Here is a 17,034-nt window from a genome sequence, read left to right as displayed (position 1 = left end):
ATACTGGAGGATTCAGCGAAGAGATCCCGCTTGATCATCCAGGAGGCCACATGCCGGAGCGCCGAGCCGCCCACGTACCCGCGGATCGCGTGCGCGCCACGCTGGGCGAGCACCTGCTCACCGACGGGCTCGAGATCGTGCTCGACCTCGAGCGCAGCCACGGCAGCTGGCTGGTCGACGCTCGGGACGGAACCGAGTACCTCGACCTCTACACCTTCTTCGCGTCCTCCCCGCTCGGCGCCAACCCGCCCGGGCTGGCCGATGACCCCGAGTTCCTGGCGTTGCTCGGCCGGGTCGCGACCGCCAAGCCGGCCAACCCGGACATGTACTCCACGCATCTCGCGGAGTTCGTCGAGACCTTCGACCGGGTGCTCGGCGACCCGGCGCTTCCGCACCTGTTCTTCGTCGAGGGCGGCGCGCTCGCGGTCGAGAACGCGCTGAAGGCCGCCTTCGACTGGAAGAGCCGGAAGAACGAAGCGGCCGGCCGGTCGCGCGAGCTCGGCACGAAGGCGATGCACCTGACCAACGCCTTCCACGGCCGGTCCGGCTACACGCTGTCGCTGACGAACACCGACCCCAACAAGACCGACCGGTTCCCGATCTTCGACTGGCCGCGGATCACCACCCCGGAGGTGATCTTCCCGGTCGCGGACCACCTAGCCGAGATCGAAGCCGCCGAGGCGCGCACGCTCGAGCAGGCGCGGGCGGCGTTCGAGGCCAACCCGCACGACATCGCCTGCTTCATCGCCGAGCCGATCCAGTGCGAGGGCGGCGACAAGCACCTGCGTGCGGAGTTCCTGCAGGCGATGCAGGCGATGTGCCACGAGTACGACGCGCTGTTCGCGCTGGACGAGGTGCAGACCGGCGTCGGCATGACCGGTACGCCGTGGCTCTACCAGCAGCTCGGGCTCGAGCCCGACCTGGTGTCCTTCGCCAAGAAGGTTCAGGTCGGCGGGGTCATGGCCGGGCGGCGGATCGACGAGGTCGAGGACAACGTGTTCCGCAAGTCCGGCCGGATCAACTCAACGTGGGGCGGCGGCCTGGTGGACATGGTCCGTTCCCGGCGGATCCTCGAGATCATCGAGGCCAACGGTCTGATCGACCACGCGGCGAAGCTCGGCGACGTCTTCCTCGGGCAGCTTCGGGACCTGGGCGAGCGGCACTCGGCGGTCGTCTCCAACGTCCGCGGCCGCGGCCTGATGTGCGCGTTCGACCTGCCGACCGAAGCGGTCCGCGACAAGGTGCAGAAGGACCTGCTCGGGGAGCGGGTAGTGCTGCTGCCCTGCGGCGAGCGGACGATCCGCTTCCGCCCGACGCTGTCGGTGACCGAGGAGGAGCTCGGCTTCGGCATCGCGGCGGTCGACCGCGTGCTTGCATCATTGGCGTCCTGAGGCGCCGGCAACCCGGACCACCGAAGACTGAAAAGAGCAGCGACATGACGCGCACGATCACGTCCGTCATCGGGGGTGCGCCGGTCAGCGGCGCGCCCGGTGGCCGCGTAGACGACCGCAACCCCGCCCGGCTCGACGACGTGGTCGGCGAGGTCGAGCTCGGCGACGCCGGCACGTTCGTCGCCGCCGCGAGGGCCGCGCGCGAGGCACAACGCGCGTGGGCCGACGTCCCCGCACCGGTGCGCGGTCGCGCGATCGCCCACATCGGCCGGGTCGTCGAGGCCAACGCGGAGTCGCTTGCCCGGCTGGTCACCCGCGAGATCGGCAAGCCCTACACCGAGGCGCTCGGCGAGGTCCGAGAGATCGTCGACACCTGCGACTTCTTCCTCGGCGAGGGCCGCCGGCTTTACGGCCAGACGGTGCCGAGTGAGATGCCGGACAAGCAGCTGTTCACGTTCCGCAACCCGGTCGGGGTTGCGGCGATCATCACGGCGGGGAACTTCCCGGTCGCCGTACCGGCCTGGTATCTCGTGCCCGCGCTGCTCTGCGGCAACGCGGTCGTGTGGAAGCCGGCCGACTACTCACCGGCGTGCGGCGAGGCGATGTACGAGCTGTTCGTCCGCGGCGGGGGTCTTCCTGACGGCGTTCTCAACCTCGTGCTGGCCGACGGTGAGAACACCTTCGCCGGGCTTTCCCAGGCGCTCGAGGCCGGGCTGGTGGACAAGGTCGGGTTCACCGGGTCGAGCGCAGTCGGGTCGAAGATCGGCGAGCTCACCGGCCGCCACCTGCAGTCCGCATGCCTGGAGCTCGGCGGGAAGAACCCGATGGTCGTGACGCCATCGGCCGATCTCGACCTCGCGGCCGAGGCCGCGCTGTTCTCGGGATTCGGCACGGCCGGACAGAGATGTACGTCGCTCGGCACGGTGATCGTGCACGAGAGCGTGCACGGCGACTTCATCGCACGCTTCGACAAGGCGACCCAGCAGGCGGCGGTCGGCGACCCGACCCAGGCCGTGGTCTACGGCCCGATGCTGGACGAGAAGTTCGGCGAGCGGTTCGAGGAGTTCCTCGGCTGGATCCAGCCGCATCACACCGTGCTCGGCTCGTCGAGCACCGGCCGGATCACGTCAGCCAACCCGCGCGAGGGCTTCGTCGGCGACCCGGAGGCGGGCGTCTACTACCACCCCACGATCCTCGACGGCGTGCGCGAGACCGACGATGTGTTTCGCAACGAGACGTTCGGCCCGCTCGTCGGCGTCACGACCTACCGCGACCTCGACGAGGCGATCCGGCTGGCGAACGCGCCCGGCTACGGCCTGTCCTCGTCGATCTACACGACCGATGCCAACGACGCGTTCCGGTTCCGCCGGGGCATCAGCGCGGGCATGGTCAGCATCAACAACTCGACGTCCGGCGCCGAGGCGCACCTGCCGTTCGGGGGCAACGGCAAGTCGGGTAATGGATCGCGGCAGTCCGGCGTATGGGTGCTCGACCAGTTCACCCGCTGGCAGGCGATGAACTGGGACTACTCGGGCCGGCTGCAGAAGGCGCAGATGGACGTGGCCGAGCTGGTGCCGGACGAGTCGTTCCGGCTGCCGGGCTGACCTGGACCGTCGAGCGGCATCGCGCGAGAGTTGTCGACGTGAGCGACCTGACGCCTGACGAGGCGCTCGACCAGCAGTTCCGGCGCGCCGTCGTGGCACTGCCGGATCGAGCCGGCCATGATCCGGTCGGCCCCGATGCGCCGCTGCGTCCGGACACCTCGCTGACCGGTGCGACGGCGCTCGCGCTGTTCGACGCGCAGGTCGGCAACCGGGCGCTCGACCTCGAGGCGCGCGCGTTGCGCGCCTCGGGACGCGGCTTCTACACGATCGGCTCGGCCGGGCACGAGGCGAACGCCGTCGTCGGGGCGGTGCTGAGCCCCGAGGACCCGGCGCTGCTGCACTACCGCTCCGGTGCGTTCTACCTCGCGCGCGCCGCGCAGGTGCCCGGGTCGACCGGGCTGCGCGACGTCCTGCAAGGCCTGGTGTCCTCGGTCAACGAGCCGATCGCGGGCGGGCGGCACAAGGTGTTCGGTCACCACGACCTCGCCGTGATTCCGCAGACCTCGACGATCGCGTCGCACCTGCCGCGCGCGGTCGGTGTCGCGTTCGCGATCGAGCGGGCGAAGAAGCTCGGGGTGCTCTGCGAGTGGCCGGCGTACGCCATCGCGGTCACGAGCTTCGGCGACGCGTCGGCCAACCACTCGACCGCGGTCGGTGCGATCAACGCGGCCTGCCAGGCGTCGTACCAAGGCCTGCCGATGCCGATCCTGTTCGTCTGCGAGGACAACGGCATCGGGATCAGCGTGCCGACACCGGAAGGCTGGATCGCGGCGGCGTACGGCAACCGCGAGCGGCTGCGCTACTTCAGCGCGGACGGCGACGATCTGATCGGCTGCTACAACGCCACCATCGCGGCCGCCAACTATGTGCGGTCGCGCCGGGCGCCGGCGTTCCTGCATCTTCGCGTCGTCCGTTTCATGGCGCACGCCGGCACGGACGCCGAGATCACCTACCGGTCGCAAGCTGCGATCGCCGCCGACTACGAGCGCGACCCGCTGCTCGCAACCGCGCGCCTGCTCGTCGAGTCCGGCGTACGGACTCCGGACGAGGTCCTTGCGACGTACGACGAGACCCGCGCGAGGGTCCACGCTCTGGCCCGGGAGGTCAGCGCCGACCGTCAGCTCGGCAGCGTCGAGGAGGTGATCGCCCCGCTCGCGCCGCGGCATCCGGATGCGGTCGCCGTACGGGCCGCGCAGCCGGCGCCGGCCGGGCAGCGTTTCGATGCCTTCGGCGGCCGGCTGCCCGAGGACGGCGAGCCGCTCACGCTGGCGGACAGCATCAACCGCGCGCTTGCCGATGCGCTCGCGAGCTACCCGAATGCGATCACCTTCGGCGAGGACGTCGGGCGCAAGGGCGGCGTCTACGGCGTGACCCGGGGACTTGCGCGCCGGTTCGGCGCGAGCCGGGTGTTCGACACGCTGCTCGACGAGCAGACCATCCTCGGCGTTGCCCTCGGCTCGGCGGTGTCCGGCCTGCTGCCGATCCCGGAGATCCAGTACCTCGCCTACCTGCACAACGCGGAGGACCAGCTGCGCGGTGAGGCGGCGAGCCTGCGGTTCTTCTCCAACGGTCAGTACCGCAACCCGATGGTCGTGCGGGTCGCGGGACTCGCCTACCAGAAGGGGTTCGGCGGGCACTTCCACAACGACAACGCGGTAGGGGTGCTGCGCGACATTCCCGGCATCGTCATTGCCGTCCCGGCTCGCGGCGACGACGCTGCCGCGATGCTGCGGTCCTGCATCGCAGCCGCGGAAGTGGACGGCACGGTGTCGGTGTTCCTCGAGCCGATCGCGCTCTACCACACGCGCGACCTGTACGAGCCGGGCGACGCCGCCTGGTTGTCGTCGTACGCCCCGCCTTCGCAGTGGCCCGACGCGCACGCACCGATCGGACGCGCCCGCGTGTACGGCGACGGTGCCGACCTCACGATGCTGACATTCGGCAACGGCGTCCCGATGTCGTTGCGCGTCGCGCGCCGGCTGGCCGACAGCGGGGTGCGTGCGCGGGTCGTCGACCTGCGCTGGATCGCGCCGCTACCGGCCGGCGACATCCTGCGCGAGGCCGCCGCAACCGGTCGGGCGCTCGTCGTCGACGAGACGCGGGCTTCCGGCGGGGTGTCCGAAGGCGTGATCACTGCGCTGACCGACGCCGGATACACCGGTCGCGTGGCGAGGGTCACCTCGACGGACAGCTTCATCCCGCTGGGAGACGCGGCCAACCACGTACTGCTCTCAGAGGCGACGATCGAGAAGGCTGCACTGGATCTCGTCGCCCGCTGACCCGGCCGCGGCGCGCGTGGCTTAGAAGTGTCTTGATCTTCGCCCTCGTGACCGGTTCAACGGCGGGTCGCGCAAACACACCGAAACCTGTGGTGCAGAAGGCGAAGATCAACGGCTAGTTACGCGAACGGATCACGCGCCGGCGCTACTGCTGGTAACCGCCGAGGAACCGGGCAAACCGCCCGATCGCGTCCTCGAGCAGCTCGACCGAGGGCAGCGTCACGATCCTCAGGTGATCCGGCTCGGGCCAGTTGAACCCCCGGCCGTGGGTGACCAGGATCTTCTCCGCGCGCAGCAGGTCGAGCGCCATCCGCTCGTCGTCAGCGATCGGGTGGACCGCCGGGTCGAGGCGCGGGAAGACGTAGAGCGCACCCTTCGGCTTCGTGCAGCTGACACCGGGAATCGCGTTGAGCAGCTCCCAGGCGGTGTCGCGCTGTGCGAGCAACCGACCGCCCGGCAGCACCAGGTCGTTGATGCTCTGGTAGCCGCCGAGCGCGGTCTGGATCGCGTGCTGCGACGGCACGTTCGGGCACAGTCGCATGTTCGCGAGGATGTTCAGCCCGCTGATGTAGCTCTGCGCGTGCTGCTTCGGGCCGCTGACGACCACCCAGCCGGCCCGGAAGCCGGCGACCCGATAGGACTTCGACAGCCCACTGAACGTGAGGCAGAAGACGTCCGGCGCGAGCGATGCGAGCACGGTATGGCTCGCGTCGTCGTACAGGATCTTGTCGTAGATCTCATCCGAGAGGACGACGAGATCGTGCTGGCGCGCGAACTCGACCAGCGACTCGAGCATCGGCCGCGGGTACACGGCACCGGTCGGGTTGTTGGGGTTGATCACGACGAGCGCGCGGGTGCGGTCACTGACCTTCGCGGCCAGGTCGTCGAGATCGGGCAGCCAGTCGGCCTGCTCGTCACAGCGGTAGTGCACCGCCCGGCCGCCGCACAGGCTCGTGACCGCGGTCCACAGCGGGTAGTCCGGCGCGGGGATGAGCACCTCGTCGCCGTCGTTCAGCAACGCCTGCAGCGTCATCGAGATCAGCTCGCTGACCCCGTTGCCGAGATAGATGTCCTCGACGCCGACCGACTCGAGCCCGTTGAGCTGGTAGTACTGCTCGACCGCGGTCCGGGCCGAGAACAGGCCTTTGGACTCGCTGTAGCCCTGCGCGGTGGGCAGGTTGTGCGCCACCGCGTGCAGGATGTCGTCGGGCGCCTCGAAACCGAACGGCGCCGGGTTGCCGATGTTCAGCTTGAGGATGCGGTGGCCCTCGTCCTCCATCCGCGCGGCCTCGTCGAGCAGCGGCCCGCGGACGTCGTAGGCGACCCCTTGCAGCTTGTCGGACTGGCGCAGGTCCATCCGTCGAGAGTACGTGCGGAAGCGCCCGCGGCCGGCGAGGGCAACGCGGCGTGGCCGGCGATCAGCCGGCGCGGGGAAGGGGGAAGTGGCGGATCAGGTGGCGCGCTGCTGCGGGACACCCGCGAGCAGCGAGCGAACCTCCGACTCGCGGTAGCGACGGTGTCCCCCCAGCGTCCGGATCGAGGTCAACTTGCCGGCCTTGGCCCAGCGGGTGACCGTTTTCGGGTCGACCCGGAACATCGTGGCAACCTCGGCGGGGGTGAGCAACGGCTCGGCATCGGCGGTGCGAGTGCTCATCAGGACTCCCGTCGTGGTGACCGTTTGCACGGTCGATCAGGGTCCATAGTGCAGATTCAGCGTTCTGTCCGGTATGGCCCATCCGAACCATCTTTGGACCGACGAAAGTCCCCCGCTCTGTCCGATTTCATCCTTTTTGGCGCGGCACCCGGTCCATCGACCGTTCATCCGTCCGCCGTATGGCGCACACGGCCGGTTGGCGGAGCGGGCCGGCGGGCGGGTTTTAGTTGGCGTGTTCGAGGGCGGCGACCGCGCGCCAGCGCCCGACCACCCGCTCGTAGCACTCGCCGGCGGCGCGGACGTCACCCGCCGCGAGGCGTTCCAGCGACTCGTTGACCTCGGCGACCGACGTGTCGGCGGACAGCGCCTCGTCGTCGAACAAATGCACCAGCCCGCCGTAGTCGAGCTCGACCAGCGAGTGCGGGTGGAAGTCCTCGAGCCAGCGCCCGACGTCTTCGATCGCGGAGGTGGCCGGGCCCTCGTCGAACACGCGCCGCACGATCCGCAACGCCTGCGCAACCCGGCGGCGGGCCCGGGACATCTGGGTGAGGTAGATCAACGTGCGGTCGAGGCCGACCTGCCGCGGATCGCGGACGGCCCGCCGGTCGCCGAGCACGAGCCGTCGCTCGGAAGCCTCGAACACCGTGAACCAGGCCACCGGCACCTGCCAGGTGGAGGTGATGATGCCGGCCTTGAGCTCGGGGTGACGGGCCAGCCACGCCTCGCGGGCGAGGTCTGCCTCGGCGGTCAGCGCGGGCGGGAAGAACGCGTCGCGCAACTCATCGGGAAGCTGCGAGCGGAAGCTGTCCAGCGCGTCCCAGGCCCGCAGCTGCAGCCGCCACGGGCACACGTAGGTCAGGCCGTCGACCTGGCGTACGTAAGCATGGTCGACACCGACGGACAGGTCGAGCCGCGGTGGCACCGCCAGTACGGCGGACAGCGCGACCTCGTGCTCGCGGGCCATCTGCAGCGGGCGGCTGGGAACGTCGCCGTGGCTGACGTACTCCTGCCAGCGCGCGCGCTCCGCGTCGGAGAGCCCCGACATCGGCTCGTAGACCCGAAGATGCGCGGCGTACCCCAGCACGGGTTCATCCTGTCACGCGAACCGTGCCGTGGTGGGCGGGTCTAACCTGCGGGTGTGAGCGTCTTCGAGCTCGGCGCGTCGCACGAGCAGGTCGTGTTCTGCAACGACCCTGCGAGCGGTCTGCGCGCCATCATCGCCATCTACTCGACCGCCCTCGGGCCCGCGCTGGGAGGCACCCGGTTCTACCCGTACGACAGTGAGGACGACGCGCTCGCCGACGTTCTCAACCTGTCGAAGGCGATGGCCTACAAGGCGGCGTGCGCCGGGCTCGACCTCGGCGGCGGCAAGGCGGTCATCATCGGCGACCCGGCCACCGACAAGACCGAGGCGCTGCTGCGCGCGTACGGCCGGTTCGTCCAGGCGGTCGGCGGGCGCTACTACACCGCGTGCGATGTCGGCACCTACGTCGAGGACATGGACGTCATCGCCCGGGAGTGCTCGTTCGTGACCGGCCGCTCGCCGGCCCACGGCGGCGCCGGCGACTCCTCGATCCTCACGGCGTACGGCGTTTTCCAGGGGATGCGCGCCGCGGCGCAGGTCGCCTGGGGTGTCGCGACGCTCCGCGGCCGCCGGGTCGGGATTTCGGGGGTGGGCAAGGTCGGCCACTACCTCGTCGAGCACCTGCTCGAGGACGGCGCGGAGGTCGTCGTCGCCGACGTCGCGCAGGACGCCGTGGACCGGGTCCGGTTGTTGCACCCCGAGGTCGACGCGGTCGCACCCGATGCGCTGATCGACGAGCAGATGGACGTTTACGCGCCCTGCGCGCTAGGTGCGGCTCTGTCGGATGAGAGCGTTCCGCGGCTGTCCGCGCGGATCGTCTGCGGGGCGGCCAACAACCAGCTCGCCCACCCAGGGATCGAGAAGCTGCTCGACGAGCGTGGCGTGCTCTACGCGCCCGACTACGTGGTCAACTCCGGTGGCCTGATCCAGGTCGCGGACGAGATCGAGGGCTACATCGAGGCGCGAGCGCGCTCGAAGGCGACCGAGATCTACGACACCACGCTGCGGATCTTCTCCCTCGCCGACGCCGAAGGCGTCCCGCCGTCGGTGGCCGCCGACCGGCTGGCCGAGCGCAGGATGGAGCAGATCGGCGCGCTGCGCCGGGTCTGGCTTCCCACCCGGTAGCTCGGTCGCGTTATCCTGAAGGGGATTCCGGCCACGCCGGATCCTCCTAGTCGAATACGTCCGAAACGCACCGGGTCGGCCCCGGGGCACGAGGGGGTCGAGCCACATGGGGCGCGGCCGGGCCAAGGCCAAGCAGACGAAGGTTGCCCGCCAGCTGAAGTACTCCAGCGGCGGCACCGACCTCGACCGTCTCCAGGAGGAGCTCGCCGCCGAGCGCGCCGGCGCCAGCACCTACCCGCCGTCGAGCACCAACCACAGCTGGGCCGGCGACGCTGACGAGCACGACGACGAGAGCGCAGACCAAGCGGACGACGACGACACGGACGACGACGAACCGTACGCCGCCTACGCGGACGATGACGAAGACGAGGCCGACGCGGACAACGCCTCTCGGTGAACGGGCGGCGCGCTAGGCGGAGGCCTCGAGGCGGGTGCTACGGGCCGCGAGTGCCCGGCCGATCCGGGCGACGGTCGCTTCCGGGGTCAGGTAGTAGTCGTCGGCGCTGAGCACGATCACGGTCCAGCCGAGGGCCCGCATGGCATCCCGCCGCCGGTCATCGGCCCGGCGCTGCTCCCAATGGAACGCGCCGTCGTACTCCACGAGCAGCCGCTGCTCCTTGTACCCGAAATCGGCCCGCCCGACCAGCCGGCCGTCGCGGTCCCGGATCTCGAGCTGAGAGGTCGGCTTCGGTAGCCCGCTCCTCACCATCAGCACCCGCACTCGCGTCTCCATCGCGGACTCGCTCAGCGGATCGACGAGCTCGAGCACGTCGTCAACCCGACGTACCCCACGGAGCCCTCGGTGGTCGGCGCGGTACCCGGCTAGCTCGTCGGTGGTGATCGCCGCTCGGTGCGAAAGTGCGTCGACGACCACGACCGCCTCTACCAACGAGAGCCAGCGCGCACAGTCGAAGGCGGTGCGCAACGGCGAGGTGATCAGTACGCCGTCGAGCCCGATCAGATCGCTGTCCTCGACCGTGATCTCTCGGGTGAGGCACCCCGGACGGTGCGCAACCGGTGCGACGTACGACACCCGATCCAGATGCGCTCGTTTCGGCGATCTTGCACGTCGACGTCGTAGATCCAGGCGGCGGTCAGGCCGCAGAGGAACACATCGTCAGGCAGCACGATCCGAACGGCCGCGAGCCTCGTCGCACGCGTGTCGGCAAGTGCGGTGTGCGCCCACACGTCTCGGAAGATGTGCCGCCAGGAGGCGCTTCGAAGCGCGGAGCGGGATACCCCGAATGCCGCCGCCTGGGCGGTCGTGAAGGGTGCCGAGACAAGTTGCCGGGGGATCGCGCGGGAGGTCATCGGGCGAGCATGCCGGGACCGCCTCCGCGACGACGGCGTCATCCACAGGCCACCGCCCCTCCGCTTCGGTGATCTTGATCACGAACGGGGGGCCGGGCGGATCTCGCCGGCCACCCAGGCGGGGACGCCGCGAGCGGCCAGCAGGTCGAGCGCGGTCGAGGCCGCCGCAGCGGGTACGACGGCCACCATCCCCACCCCGAGGTTGAAGGTGCGCTCCATCTCCTCCGCGCTCACGTTGCCGCGGTCGGCAATCAGATCGAAGATCGGCCCCGGGGTCCACGTCGTACGGTCGATCACGGCAGCCGAGTCAGGCGGCAGAACGCGCTGCAGGTTCGCGGTCAGCCCGCCGCCGGTGACGTGCGCGAACGCGTGAACCTCGACCGTGACCGCAAGCGCCAAGCAGTCCTTGGCGTAGATCCGGGTCGGTGTGAGCAGCACGTCGCCGAGCGCTTCGCCGAGATCCGCGGTCGAGTCGAGCGAGAGCTTGCTCACGACCAGCAGCACGTGCCGCGCGAGGGAATAGCCGTTGGCATGCAGCCCGCTCGAGCCCATCGCGATGACGACGTCACCCGCTCGCACGCGGTCGGGGCCGAGCAGCGCGTCCGCGCGCACCATCCCGGTCGCCGCGCCCGCGAGGTCGTAGTCGTCCGGGGCGAGCAGGCCCGGGTGCTCAGCAGTCTCGCCCCCGATCAGCGCGCACCCGGCGAGAGCGCAGCCGGCGTCGATGCCCGCGACGATGTCCGCGATCCGCTCCGGCACCACCTTGCCGCAGGCGATGTAGTCGGTCATGAACAGCGGCTCGGCGCCGCACACGACGATGTCGTCGACCACCATGCCGACGAGGTCGTGCCCGATCGTGTCGTGGCGGTCCATCGCCTGGGCGATCGCGACCTTCGTGCCGACACCGTCGGTCGACGTGGCGAGCAGGCGGTCCGCGTCGATGCGGAACAGCCCGGCAAAACCGCCGAGGCCACCAACCACCTCGGCACGGGTCGACGTGAGGCGCGACTTGATCAGCTCGACCGCACGATCACCGGCCGCGATGTCGACGCCGGCCGCGGCGTACGTCGCCGACCCCTCGACTTCCCCGGTCATGCGGAGGTGGTCCCCAGCTCTACGGCCGCTGGAGCGCGTCGGCTGCGCCGACGCCCGGCAGCATCGGCTCGTACGCCGGATCAGTAGCGATCTCGTGCAACGTCGGCGCGCTCTCGACCACTCGCGAGATGCCTTCGAGCATGTGCTTGCCGAGCAGCTCCGGCGCGGGCAGCTCGATCGGGTAGTCGCCGGTGAAACAAGCCGTGCACAGGCGATCGCCCGGCAGCGTCGTCGCCGACACCAGCTCGTCCAGCGAGATGTAGCCGAGGGAGTCCGCCCCGATCGACGCGCACACCTGCTCGACGGTCAAGCCGTTCGCGATCAGCTCGGCCCGGGATGCGAAGTCGATCCCGTAGAAGCACGGCCACTGCACCGGCGGCGAGGAGATCCGCACGTGGACCTCGCGCGCGCCCGCCTCACGCAGCATCCGTACGAGCGCGCGCTGGGTGTTGCCGCGCACGATCGAGTCGTCGACCACGACCAGTCGCTTTCCGGCGATCGTGGCGCGCAACGGGTTGAGCTTCAGCCGGATGCCCAGCTGGCGAATCGTGTTGGACGGCTGGATGAAGGTCCGGCCGACGTAGGCGTTCTTCACCAGACCGATCCCGTAGGGGATGCCGCTCGCTTCGGCGTACCCGACCGCCGCGGGCGTCCCGCTCTCGGGTACCGGGATCACCAGGTCGGCATCGGCAGGGTGCTGCTGCGCCAGCCGCCGGCCGACCTCCACCCGGGTCGCCTGCACCGATCGCCCGGCGATCGCGGTGTCGGGACGGGCGAGATAGACGTACTCGAACAGGCAGCCCTTGGGCGATGCCTCCGCGAAGTGCTGCGAGCGCAGCCCGTGCTCGTCGACCGCGACCAGCTCGCCGGGCTCGACCTCGCGGACGAACGACGCGCCGACGATGTCCAGTGCCGCGCTTTCGCTCGCGACCACCCAGCCACGCTCCAGCCGGCCGAGCACCAGCGGCCGCACTCCGTGCCGGTCCCGCGCGGCGTAGATCGTGTTCTCGTCCATGAAGACGAGCGAGAACGCACCGCGCAGCTGCGGCAGCACGTCCATCGCGGCCGCCTCGAGCGAAAGGTCGGAGTGCCCGGCGAGCATCGCGGTGATCAGGTCCGAGTCGCTGGTCGCCTTCGGTGACTCGTCTCCACGGTCATCGTTCTGATCCTCCGCGAGGCGCGCAGCCAGCTCAGCGGTATTCGTCAGGTTTCCGTTGTGCCCTAACGCGATTCCGCCGCCCTCGGGCGAAGGACGGTACGACGGCTGCGCGTTCTCCCACGTGCACGAGCCGGTGGTCGAGTAGCGGGTGTGGCCGATCGCGAGATGACCGGAGAGCGCGCCGAGGATCGGCTCGTCGAACACCTGGGCGACCAGGCCGAGGTCCTTGTAGACGACAACGGCAGTGCCGTCGGAGACCGCCATGCCGGCCGCTTCCTGGCCACGGTGCTGAAGCGCATAGAGCCCGTAGTAGGTGAGCTTGGCAACCTCTTCGCCCGGCGCCCAGACCCCGAAAACCCCGCATGCATCACGCGGAGGTTGCTCGTCGGGGATGTGCTCGTCGTCGGCTGCGTAGGTGTCGGCTGCGTGACTGTCGGCTGCGTGGTGCGGCACCGACCAGGCTCCTTGGCATTGGCGACGGAGGGAAACCGCGCCCCAGTGTAGAGGCGCGCCCACTCGCCTTCGGTGATCTTGACGTTGGAGGCGCAGAAATCGCGATTGTGCGCCTCCAACGTCAAGATCACGAAAGCGTTGGTGGGGTGAAGAGAGCGCGGTCAGGAGAGTACGGGCAGCAGTGCCGAGAGGTCGGCGCGCTCGCCGCTCGCCCGTACGCCCCCGGTGGCGACCGCGTCGGCCCACCGCATCCGGCCGGTCGCGAGCGCCACCCAGGTCAGCGCGGGCATCTCGACCACGTTCGGCGGCGTTCCGCGGGTATGCCGCGGTCCCTCGACGCATTGGATCGCGGCGTACGGCGGCACGCGTACCTCGACCGAGCGGCCGGGCGCGCGCTCGGCGAGGATCGCCGCGAGCATCCGGCAGGCGGTCCCGAGGGCACCGGAGTCGATCGCGACCGGATCGATCTCCGGCACCGACGCGCTGAGATCGGTGCTGTGCACGACCAGCTCGTTGACCCGGGTCGTCATCATGTCGCCCAGCCGGATCGGGCCGCGGCGCGCCGCGACCACCTGTTCGGCGGTCATGCCCTCGAGCGCCTGCATCAGGGCATCTCCTTCGGCGAGCAGCCGGTCGGCGATGTCAGGGACCGAGAGCCCGCGCGCCCCATCGCGGCCGCGTTGCTCGATCTCGGCCACCGACTCGCGCCATTTCGCGGTGTAGCCAGCGATCGACAGCGGCCGGTCGCTCGCTCCGGGGGCGGCGATCGCGTTGGTCAGAGCCCGCGGCACCTCGGTCGTGTGGAACGCGAGCTGCTGCACGGTCCAGCCGGCCAGGCGGGACGGCCGCTCGACAGCGGCGTCCGGGACCTGCCTCAACCACGCCGCGAGAGCCGACTGCTGGGCGACGTACGCCGCCTTCAGCTCGTCGAGCGTCGCCATCAGTCGAACAGCGCGGGCAACGTGCGCTCGAAAGCCTCGGCGAGCTCGGCGAGCGGGAGCTCGAACAGCTCGGTGATCGCCAGCCGGTCACCGCCGGTCACGCCGATGACCTTCGCCGGGACCTCGAGCTCGCCGGCCAGCTCGAGTACGCCGTCGACGTCGTCGGTGGTGACCATCGCCCGCGCCCCGGACTCGCTGAACAGCGCCACAAACGCGTCGCCGTCGACCCCGACGGTCGCGCCCACGCCACCGATCAAGGTCGCCTCGACCAGTGCCTGTGCGAGACCGCCCTCCGAGAGATCGTGCGCGGAGACGATCGAGCCGGCCGCCGCCATCCTCGCCAGCAGCGTGGCAAGCGCGCGCTCGGCGGCGAGCCGCACGTGCGGGGGCCGACCGCCGAGATGGCCGTGCACCACCCAGGCCCACGCCGATCCGTCGAGCTCGTCCGCGGTCTCCCCCAGCAGCACGATCGTCCGGCCCGCAGCGTCGAACCCGCTCGGCACCCGCCGGCGTACGTCGTCGAGCACACCGAGGACTCCGATCACCGGAGTCGGGTTGATCGCGGTCGCGCCGGTCTGGTTGTAGAAGCTGACGTTGCCACCCGTGACCGGAGTGCCCAGCTCGCGGCAGGCTTCGGCCAGGCCGCGGGTCGCCTCGGCGAACTGCCACATGACGGCCGGGTCCTCGGGCGAGCCGAAGTTCAGGCAGTCGGTCACCGCGATCGGCGTGGCGCCGGTGCAGGCCACGTTGCGATGCGCCTCGGCGAGGGCGAGCTGCGCTCCGGCGTACGGATCGAGGCGGGCGAACCGTCCGTTGCCGTCCAGTGCGAGCGCGATGCCGCGCCAGGTGCCGTCGCCGAGCCGCACGACGCCGCCGTCGTGCGGCATCGCGAGGACAGTGCCACCGAGGACGTAGCGGTCGTACTGCTCCGTCACCCAGCGGCGGGAGCACAGCTCGGGAGATCCCGCCAGCTGGAGCAACGCGGCGCGAAGCTGGTCCGCGGTGCGCGGCCTCGGTAGCCGGGACGAGGTGTCCGCGTTCAGCGCATCCTGCTCAGCGTCCGGGCGCGCCACCGGCCGGTGGTAGACCGGCCCGTCGTCGGCGAGCGAGCCGGGCGGTACGTCGACCACGGTCTCGCCGTACCACGTGACCACCAGCCGGTCGCCGTCGGTGACCTCTCCGATCACCGTCGCGAGGACACCCCACTTGGCACAGTGCGCGAGCACGGCCGCCACGTTGCCCGGAGCGACGATCGCCAGCATCCGCTCCTGCGACTCGCTCGTGATGACCTCGAGCGGCGACATCGACGGCTCGCGCAGCGGCACTCGGTCGAGGGCAACCCGCATGCCGCCGTCGCCGTGGCCGGCCGTCTCGCTGGTCGCACAGGACAGCCCGGCGCCGCCGAGGTCCTGGATGCCGGTCACCAGGCCGGCATCGAAGAGCTCCAGGCAGCACTCGATCAGGATCTTCTCGGTGAACGGGTCGCCGACCTGGACGCTGGGCCGCTTCGCCGACGAGCCCTCGTCGAAGGTCGCGCTGGCCAGGACGGAAACGCCGCCGATCCCGTCGCGGCCGGTCTTGGCGCCGAGCAGGACGACCTGGTTGCCGACGCCGGTGGCCTTCGCCAGCTGCAGCCGCTCGTGCGGCAGCACGCCCACACAGAGCGCGTTGACCAGCGGGTTGCCGGCATAGGTCGGGTCGAAGCCCACCTCGCCGCCGATGTTCGGCAGGCCGAGGCAGTTGCCGTAGCCGCCGACGCCCGCAACGACCCCGCGAACCAGCCGCTTGGTGTCCGGCGCGGTCGCGTCGCCGAAGCGCAGCGAGTCCATCACGGCGATCGGCCGCGCTCCCATCGTCAGGATGTCGCGGACGATCCCGCCCACACCGGTCGCCGCACCCTGATAGGGCTCGACGTACGACGGATGGTTGTGGCTCTCCACCTTGAAGGTGACCGCGAGCCCGTCGCCGACGTCGACGACGCCGGCGTTCTCGCCGATGCCGACGAGCATCGCCGCGCTCGCTGGCGGGTTGTCGGCGAACTGCCGCAAGTGGACCTTGCTGGACTTGTACGAGCAGTGCTCGCTCCACATGACGCTGTACATCGCGAGCTCGGTGTCGGTCGGGCGACGCCCGAGGATCTCGCGGATCCGCGAGTACTCGTCGTCCTTGAGGCCGAGCTCGACATACGGCTGGGCGAGGTCGGGCGCGTCCGCGGCGGCCGCAACGGTCTCGAAGTCGGTCATGCAGAGACCATGGCGGCGACAACCGACGTGAACATCGGAAGGCCGTCGGCGCTCGGCCCGGTCAACGTGTCGATCGCGTGCTCCGGGTGCGGCATGAGGCCGACCACGTTTCCGGCCGAGTTGGTGATGCCGGCGATGTCGTGCAGCGCACCGTTCGGGTTGCCTCCCGCGTAGCGGAACACGACCAGTCCCTCGGCTTCCAGCTGCTCGACGGTCGCGGCGTCGGCGACGTACCGGCCTTCGCCGTGCTTGACCGGGACGAGGATCTCCTCGCCCGGCGAATAGTCGCTCGTCCAGCGAGTCGAGGTGTTCTCGACGGTCAGGACCTGGTCCCGGCAGACGAATCGCAGCCCGGCGTTGCGCACCAGGGCCCCAGGGAGCAGCTGCGCCTCGCAGAGCACCTGGAAGCCGTTGCAGATACCGAGCACCGGGAGCCCCGAGCGGGCGGCGGCAACGACCGATCCGACCACCGGTGAGAACCGCGCGATCGCACCGCCACGGAGGTAGTCGCCGTACGAGAACCCGCCCGGAAGGATGACTGCGTCGACGCCGTGCAGAGCGGCGTCGCCGTGCCACAGCGGCACCGCCTCGACTCCGACCGCGCGCACGGCGCGAATCGCGTCGTGGTCGTCGAGCGAGCCGGGGAACGTCACCACGCCGATGGTGGTCGTGGCGCTCACAGGCCGAGGATACCG

General features: G+C 70.4%; 14 protein-coding genes. 5 read left to right on the top strand and 9 right to left on the bottom strand.

Annotated features, from left to right (window positions below; translation table 11 throughout):
• Window positions 1–50: 50 nt before the first annotated feature.
• From lat to VME70_03815, 3 genes are all read left to right on the top strand, one after another.
• Window positions 51–1,391: an L-lysine 6-transaminase gene (gene lat / locus VME70_03825; protein HTW19327.1), complete on the top strand. Its 1,341-nt coding sequence runs from the start codon at window positions 51–53 to the stop codon at window positions 1,389–1,391.
• 44 nt (window positions 1,392–1,435) lie between these two features.
• Window positions 1,436–2,995, top strand: coding sequence for an aldehyde dehydrogenase family protein (locus VME70_03820; GenBank protein ID HTW19326.1), 1,560 nt, complete (start codon window positions 1,436–1,438; stop codon window positions 2,993–2,995).
• 98 nt (window positions 2,996–3,093) lie between these two features.
• Window positions 3,094–5,274, top strand: coding sequence for a thiamine pyrophosphate-dependent enzyme (locus VME70_03815; GenBank protein ID HTW19325.1), 2,181 nt, complete (start codon window positions 3,094–3,096; stop codon window positions 5,272–5,274).
• A gap of 145 nt (window positions 5,275–5,419) precedes the next feature.
• On the opposite strand, the gene VME70_03810 is transcribed toward VME70_03815, so the two are convergent.
• From VME70_03810 to VME70_03800, 3 genes are all read right to left on the bottom strand, one after another.
• Entirely contained in the window at window positions 5,420–6,631 is a 1,212-nt protein-coding gene (locus VME70_03810) for a pyridoxal phosphate-dependent aminotransferase (protein ID HTW19324.1), read from the bottom strand.
• A 93-nt stretch (window positions 6,632–6,724) separates the two neighbouring features.
• Window positions 6,725–6,928 carry a developmental transcriptional regulator BldC gene (gene bldC, locus VME70_03805; GenBank protein ID HTW19323.1) on the bottom strand — a complete coding sequence of 68 codons (204 nt, stop codon included), beginning with the start codon at window positions 6,926–6,928 and terminating at the stop codon, window positions 6,725–6,727.
• Window positions 6,929–7,151: 223 nt separating this feature from the next.
• Window positions 7,152–8,012 (bottom strand): hypothetical protein, encoded by an 861-nt coding sequence (locus tag VME70_03800; protein ID HTW19322.1) that lies wholly within the window; start codon window positions 8,010–8,012, stop codon window positions 7,152–7,154.
• A 54-nt stretch (window positions 8,013–8,066) separates the two neighbouring features.
• Between VME70_03800 and VME70_03795 the strand changes: the two genes are divergently transcribed.
• Both VME70_03795 and VME70_03790 read left to right on the top strand, forming a co-directional pair.
• Window positions 8,067–9,137, top strand: coding sequence for a Glu/Leu/Phe/Val dehydrogenase dimerization domain-containing protein (locus VME70_03795; GenBank protein HTW19321.1), 1,071 nt, complete (start codon window positions 8,067–8,069; stop codon window positions 9,135–9,137).
• 106 nt (window positions 9,138–9,243) lie between these two features.
• Window positions 9,244–9,534, top strand: a complete 291-nt coding sequence (locus tag VME70_03790; GenBank protein HTW19320.1) for a DUF3073 domain-containing protein — start codon at window positions 9,244–9,246, stop codon at window positions 9,532–9,534.
• 12 nt (window positions 9,535–9,546) lie between these two features.
• On the opposite strand, the gene VME70_03785 is transcribed toward VME70_03790, so the two are convergent.
• The 6 genes from VME70_03785 to purQ form a co-directional block, all read right to left on the bottom strand.
• The gene (locus VME70_03785) at window positions 9,547–10,170 is read right to left on the bottom strand and encodes a DUF559 domain-containing protein (protein ID HTW19319.1); all 624 of its coding nucleotides are present in this window, start codon (window positions 10,168–10,170) and stop codon (window positions 9,547–9,549) included.
• A 356-nt stretch (window positions 10,171–10,526) separates the two neighbouring features.
• On the bottom strand, window positions 10,527–11,543 hold the full coding sequence (gene purM / locus VME70_03780) for a phosphoribosylformylglycinamidine cyclo-ligase (GenBank protein HTW19318.1): 1,017 nt from the start codon (window positions 11,541–11,543) through the stop codon (window positions 10,527–10,529).
• A 19-nt stretch (window positions 11,544–11,562) separates the two neighbouring features.
• Window positions 11,563–13,095 carry an amidophosphoribosyltransferase gene (gene purF, locus VME70_03775; GenBank protein ID HTW19317.1) on the bottom strand — a complete coding sequence of 511 codons (1,533 nt, stop codon included), beginning with the start codon at window positions 13,093–13,095 and terminating at the stop codon, window positions 11,563–11,565.
• A gap of 221 nt (window positions 13,096–13,316) precedes the next feature.
• Window positions 13,317–14,096 carry a sterol carrier family protein gene (locus VME70_03770; protein ID HTW19316.1) on the bottom strand — a complete coding sequence of 260 codons (780 nt, stop codon included), beginning with the start codon at window positions 14,094–14,096 and terminating at the stop codon, window positions 13,317–13,319.
• Complete coding sequence (gene purL / locus VME70_03765) at window positions 14,096–16,339, bottom strand: phosphoribosylformylglycinamidine synthase subunit PurL (GenBank protein HTW19315.1); 2,244 nt, start codon at window positions 16,337–16,339, stop codon at window positions 14,096–14,098. Before purL ends, VME70_03770 begins: the two co-directional genes overlap by 1 nt.
• Window positions 16,336–17,019, bottom strand: coding sequence for a phosphoribosylformylglycinamidine synthase subunit PurQ (gene purQ / locus VME70_03760; protein ID HTW19314.1), 684 nt, complete (start codon window positions 17,017–17,019; stop codon window positions 16,336–16,338). Before purQ ends, purL begins: the two co-directional genes overlap by 4 nt.
• Window positions 17,020–17,034 lie beyond the last annotated feature (15 nt).

It is taken from the genome of Mycobacteriales bacterium (genome assembly GCA_035504215.1).
Lineage (GTDB): Bacteria > Actinomycetota > Actinomycetes > JAFAQI01 > JAFAQI01 > DATAUK01.
The sequence above is the reverse complement of the archived record's forward strand: the minus strand, read 5'-3'. Positions and strand labels throughout refer to the sequence as shown.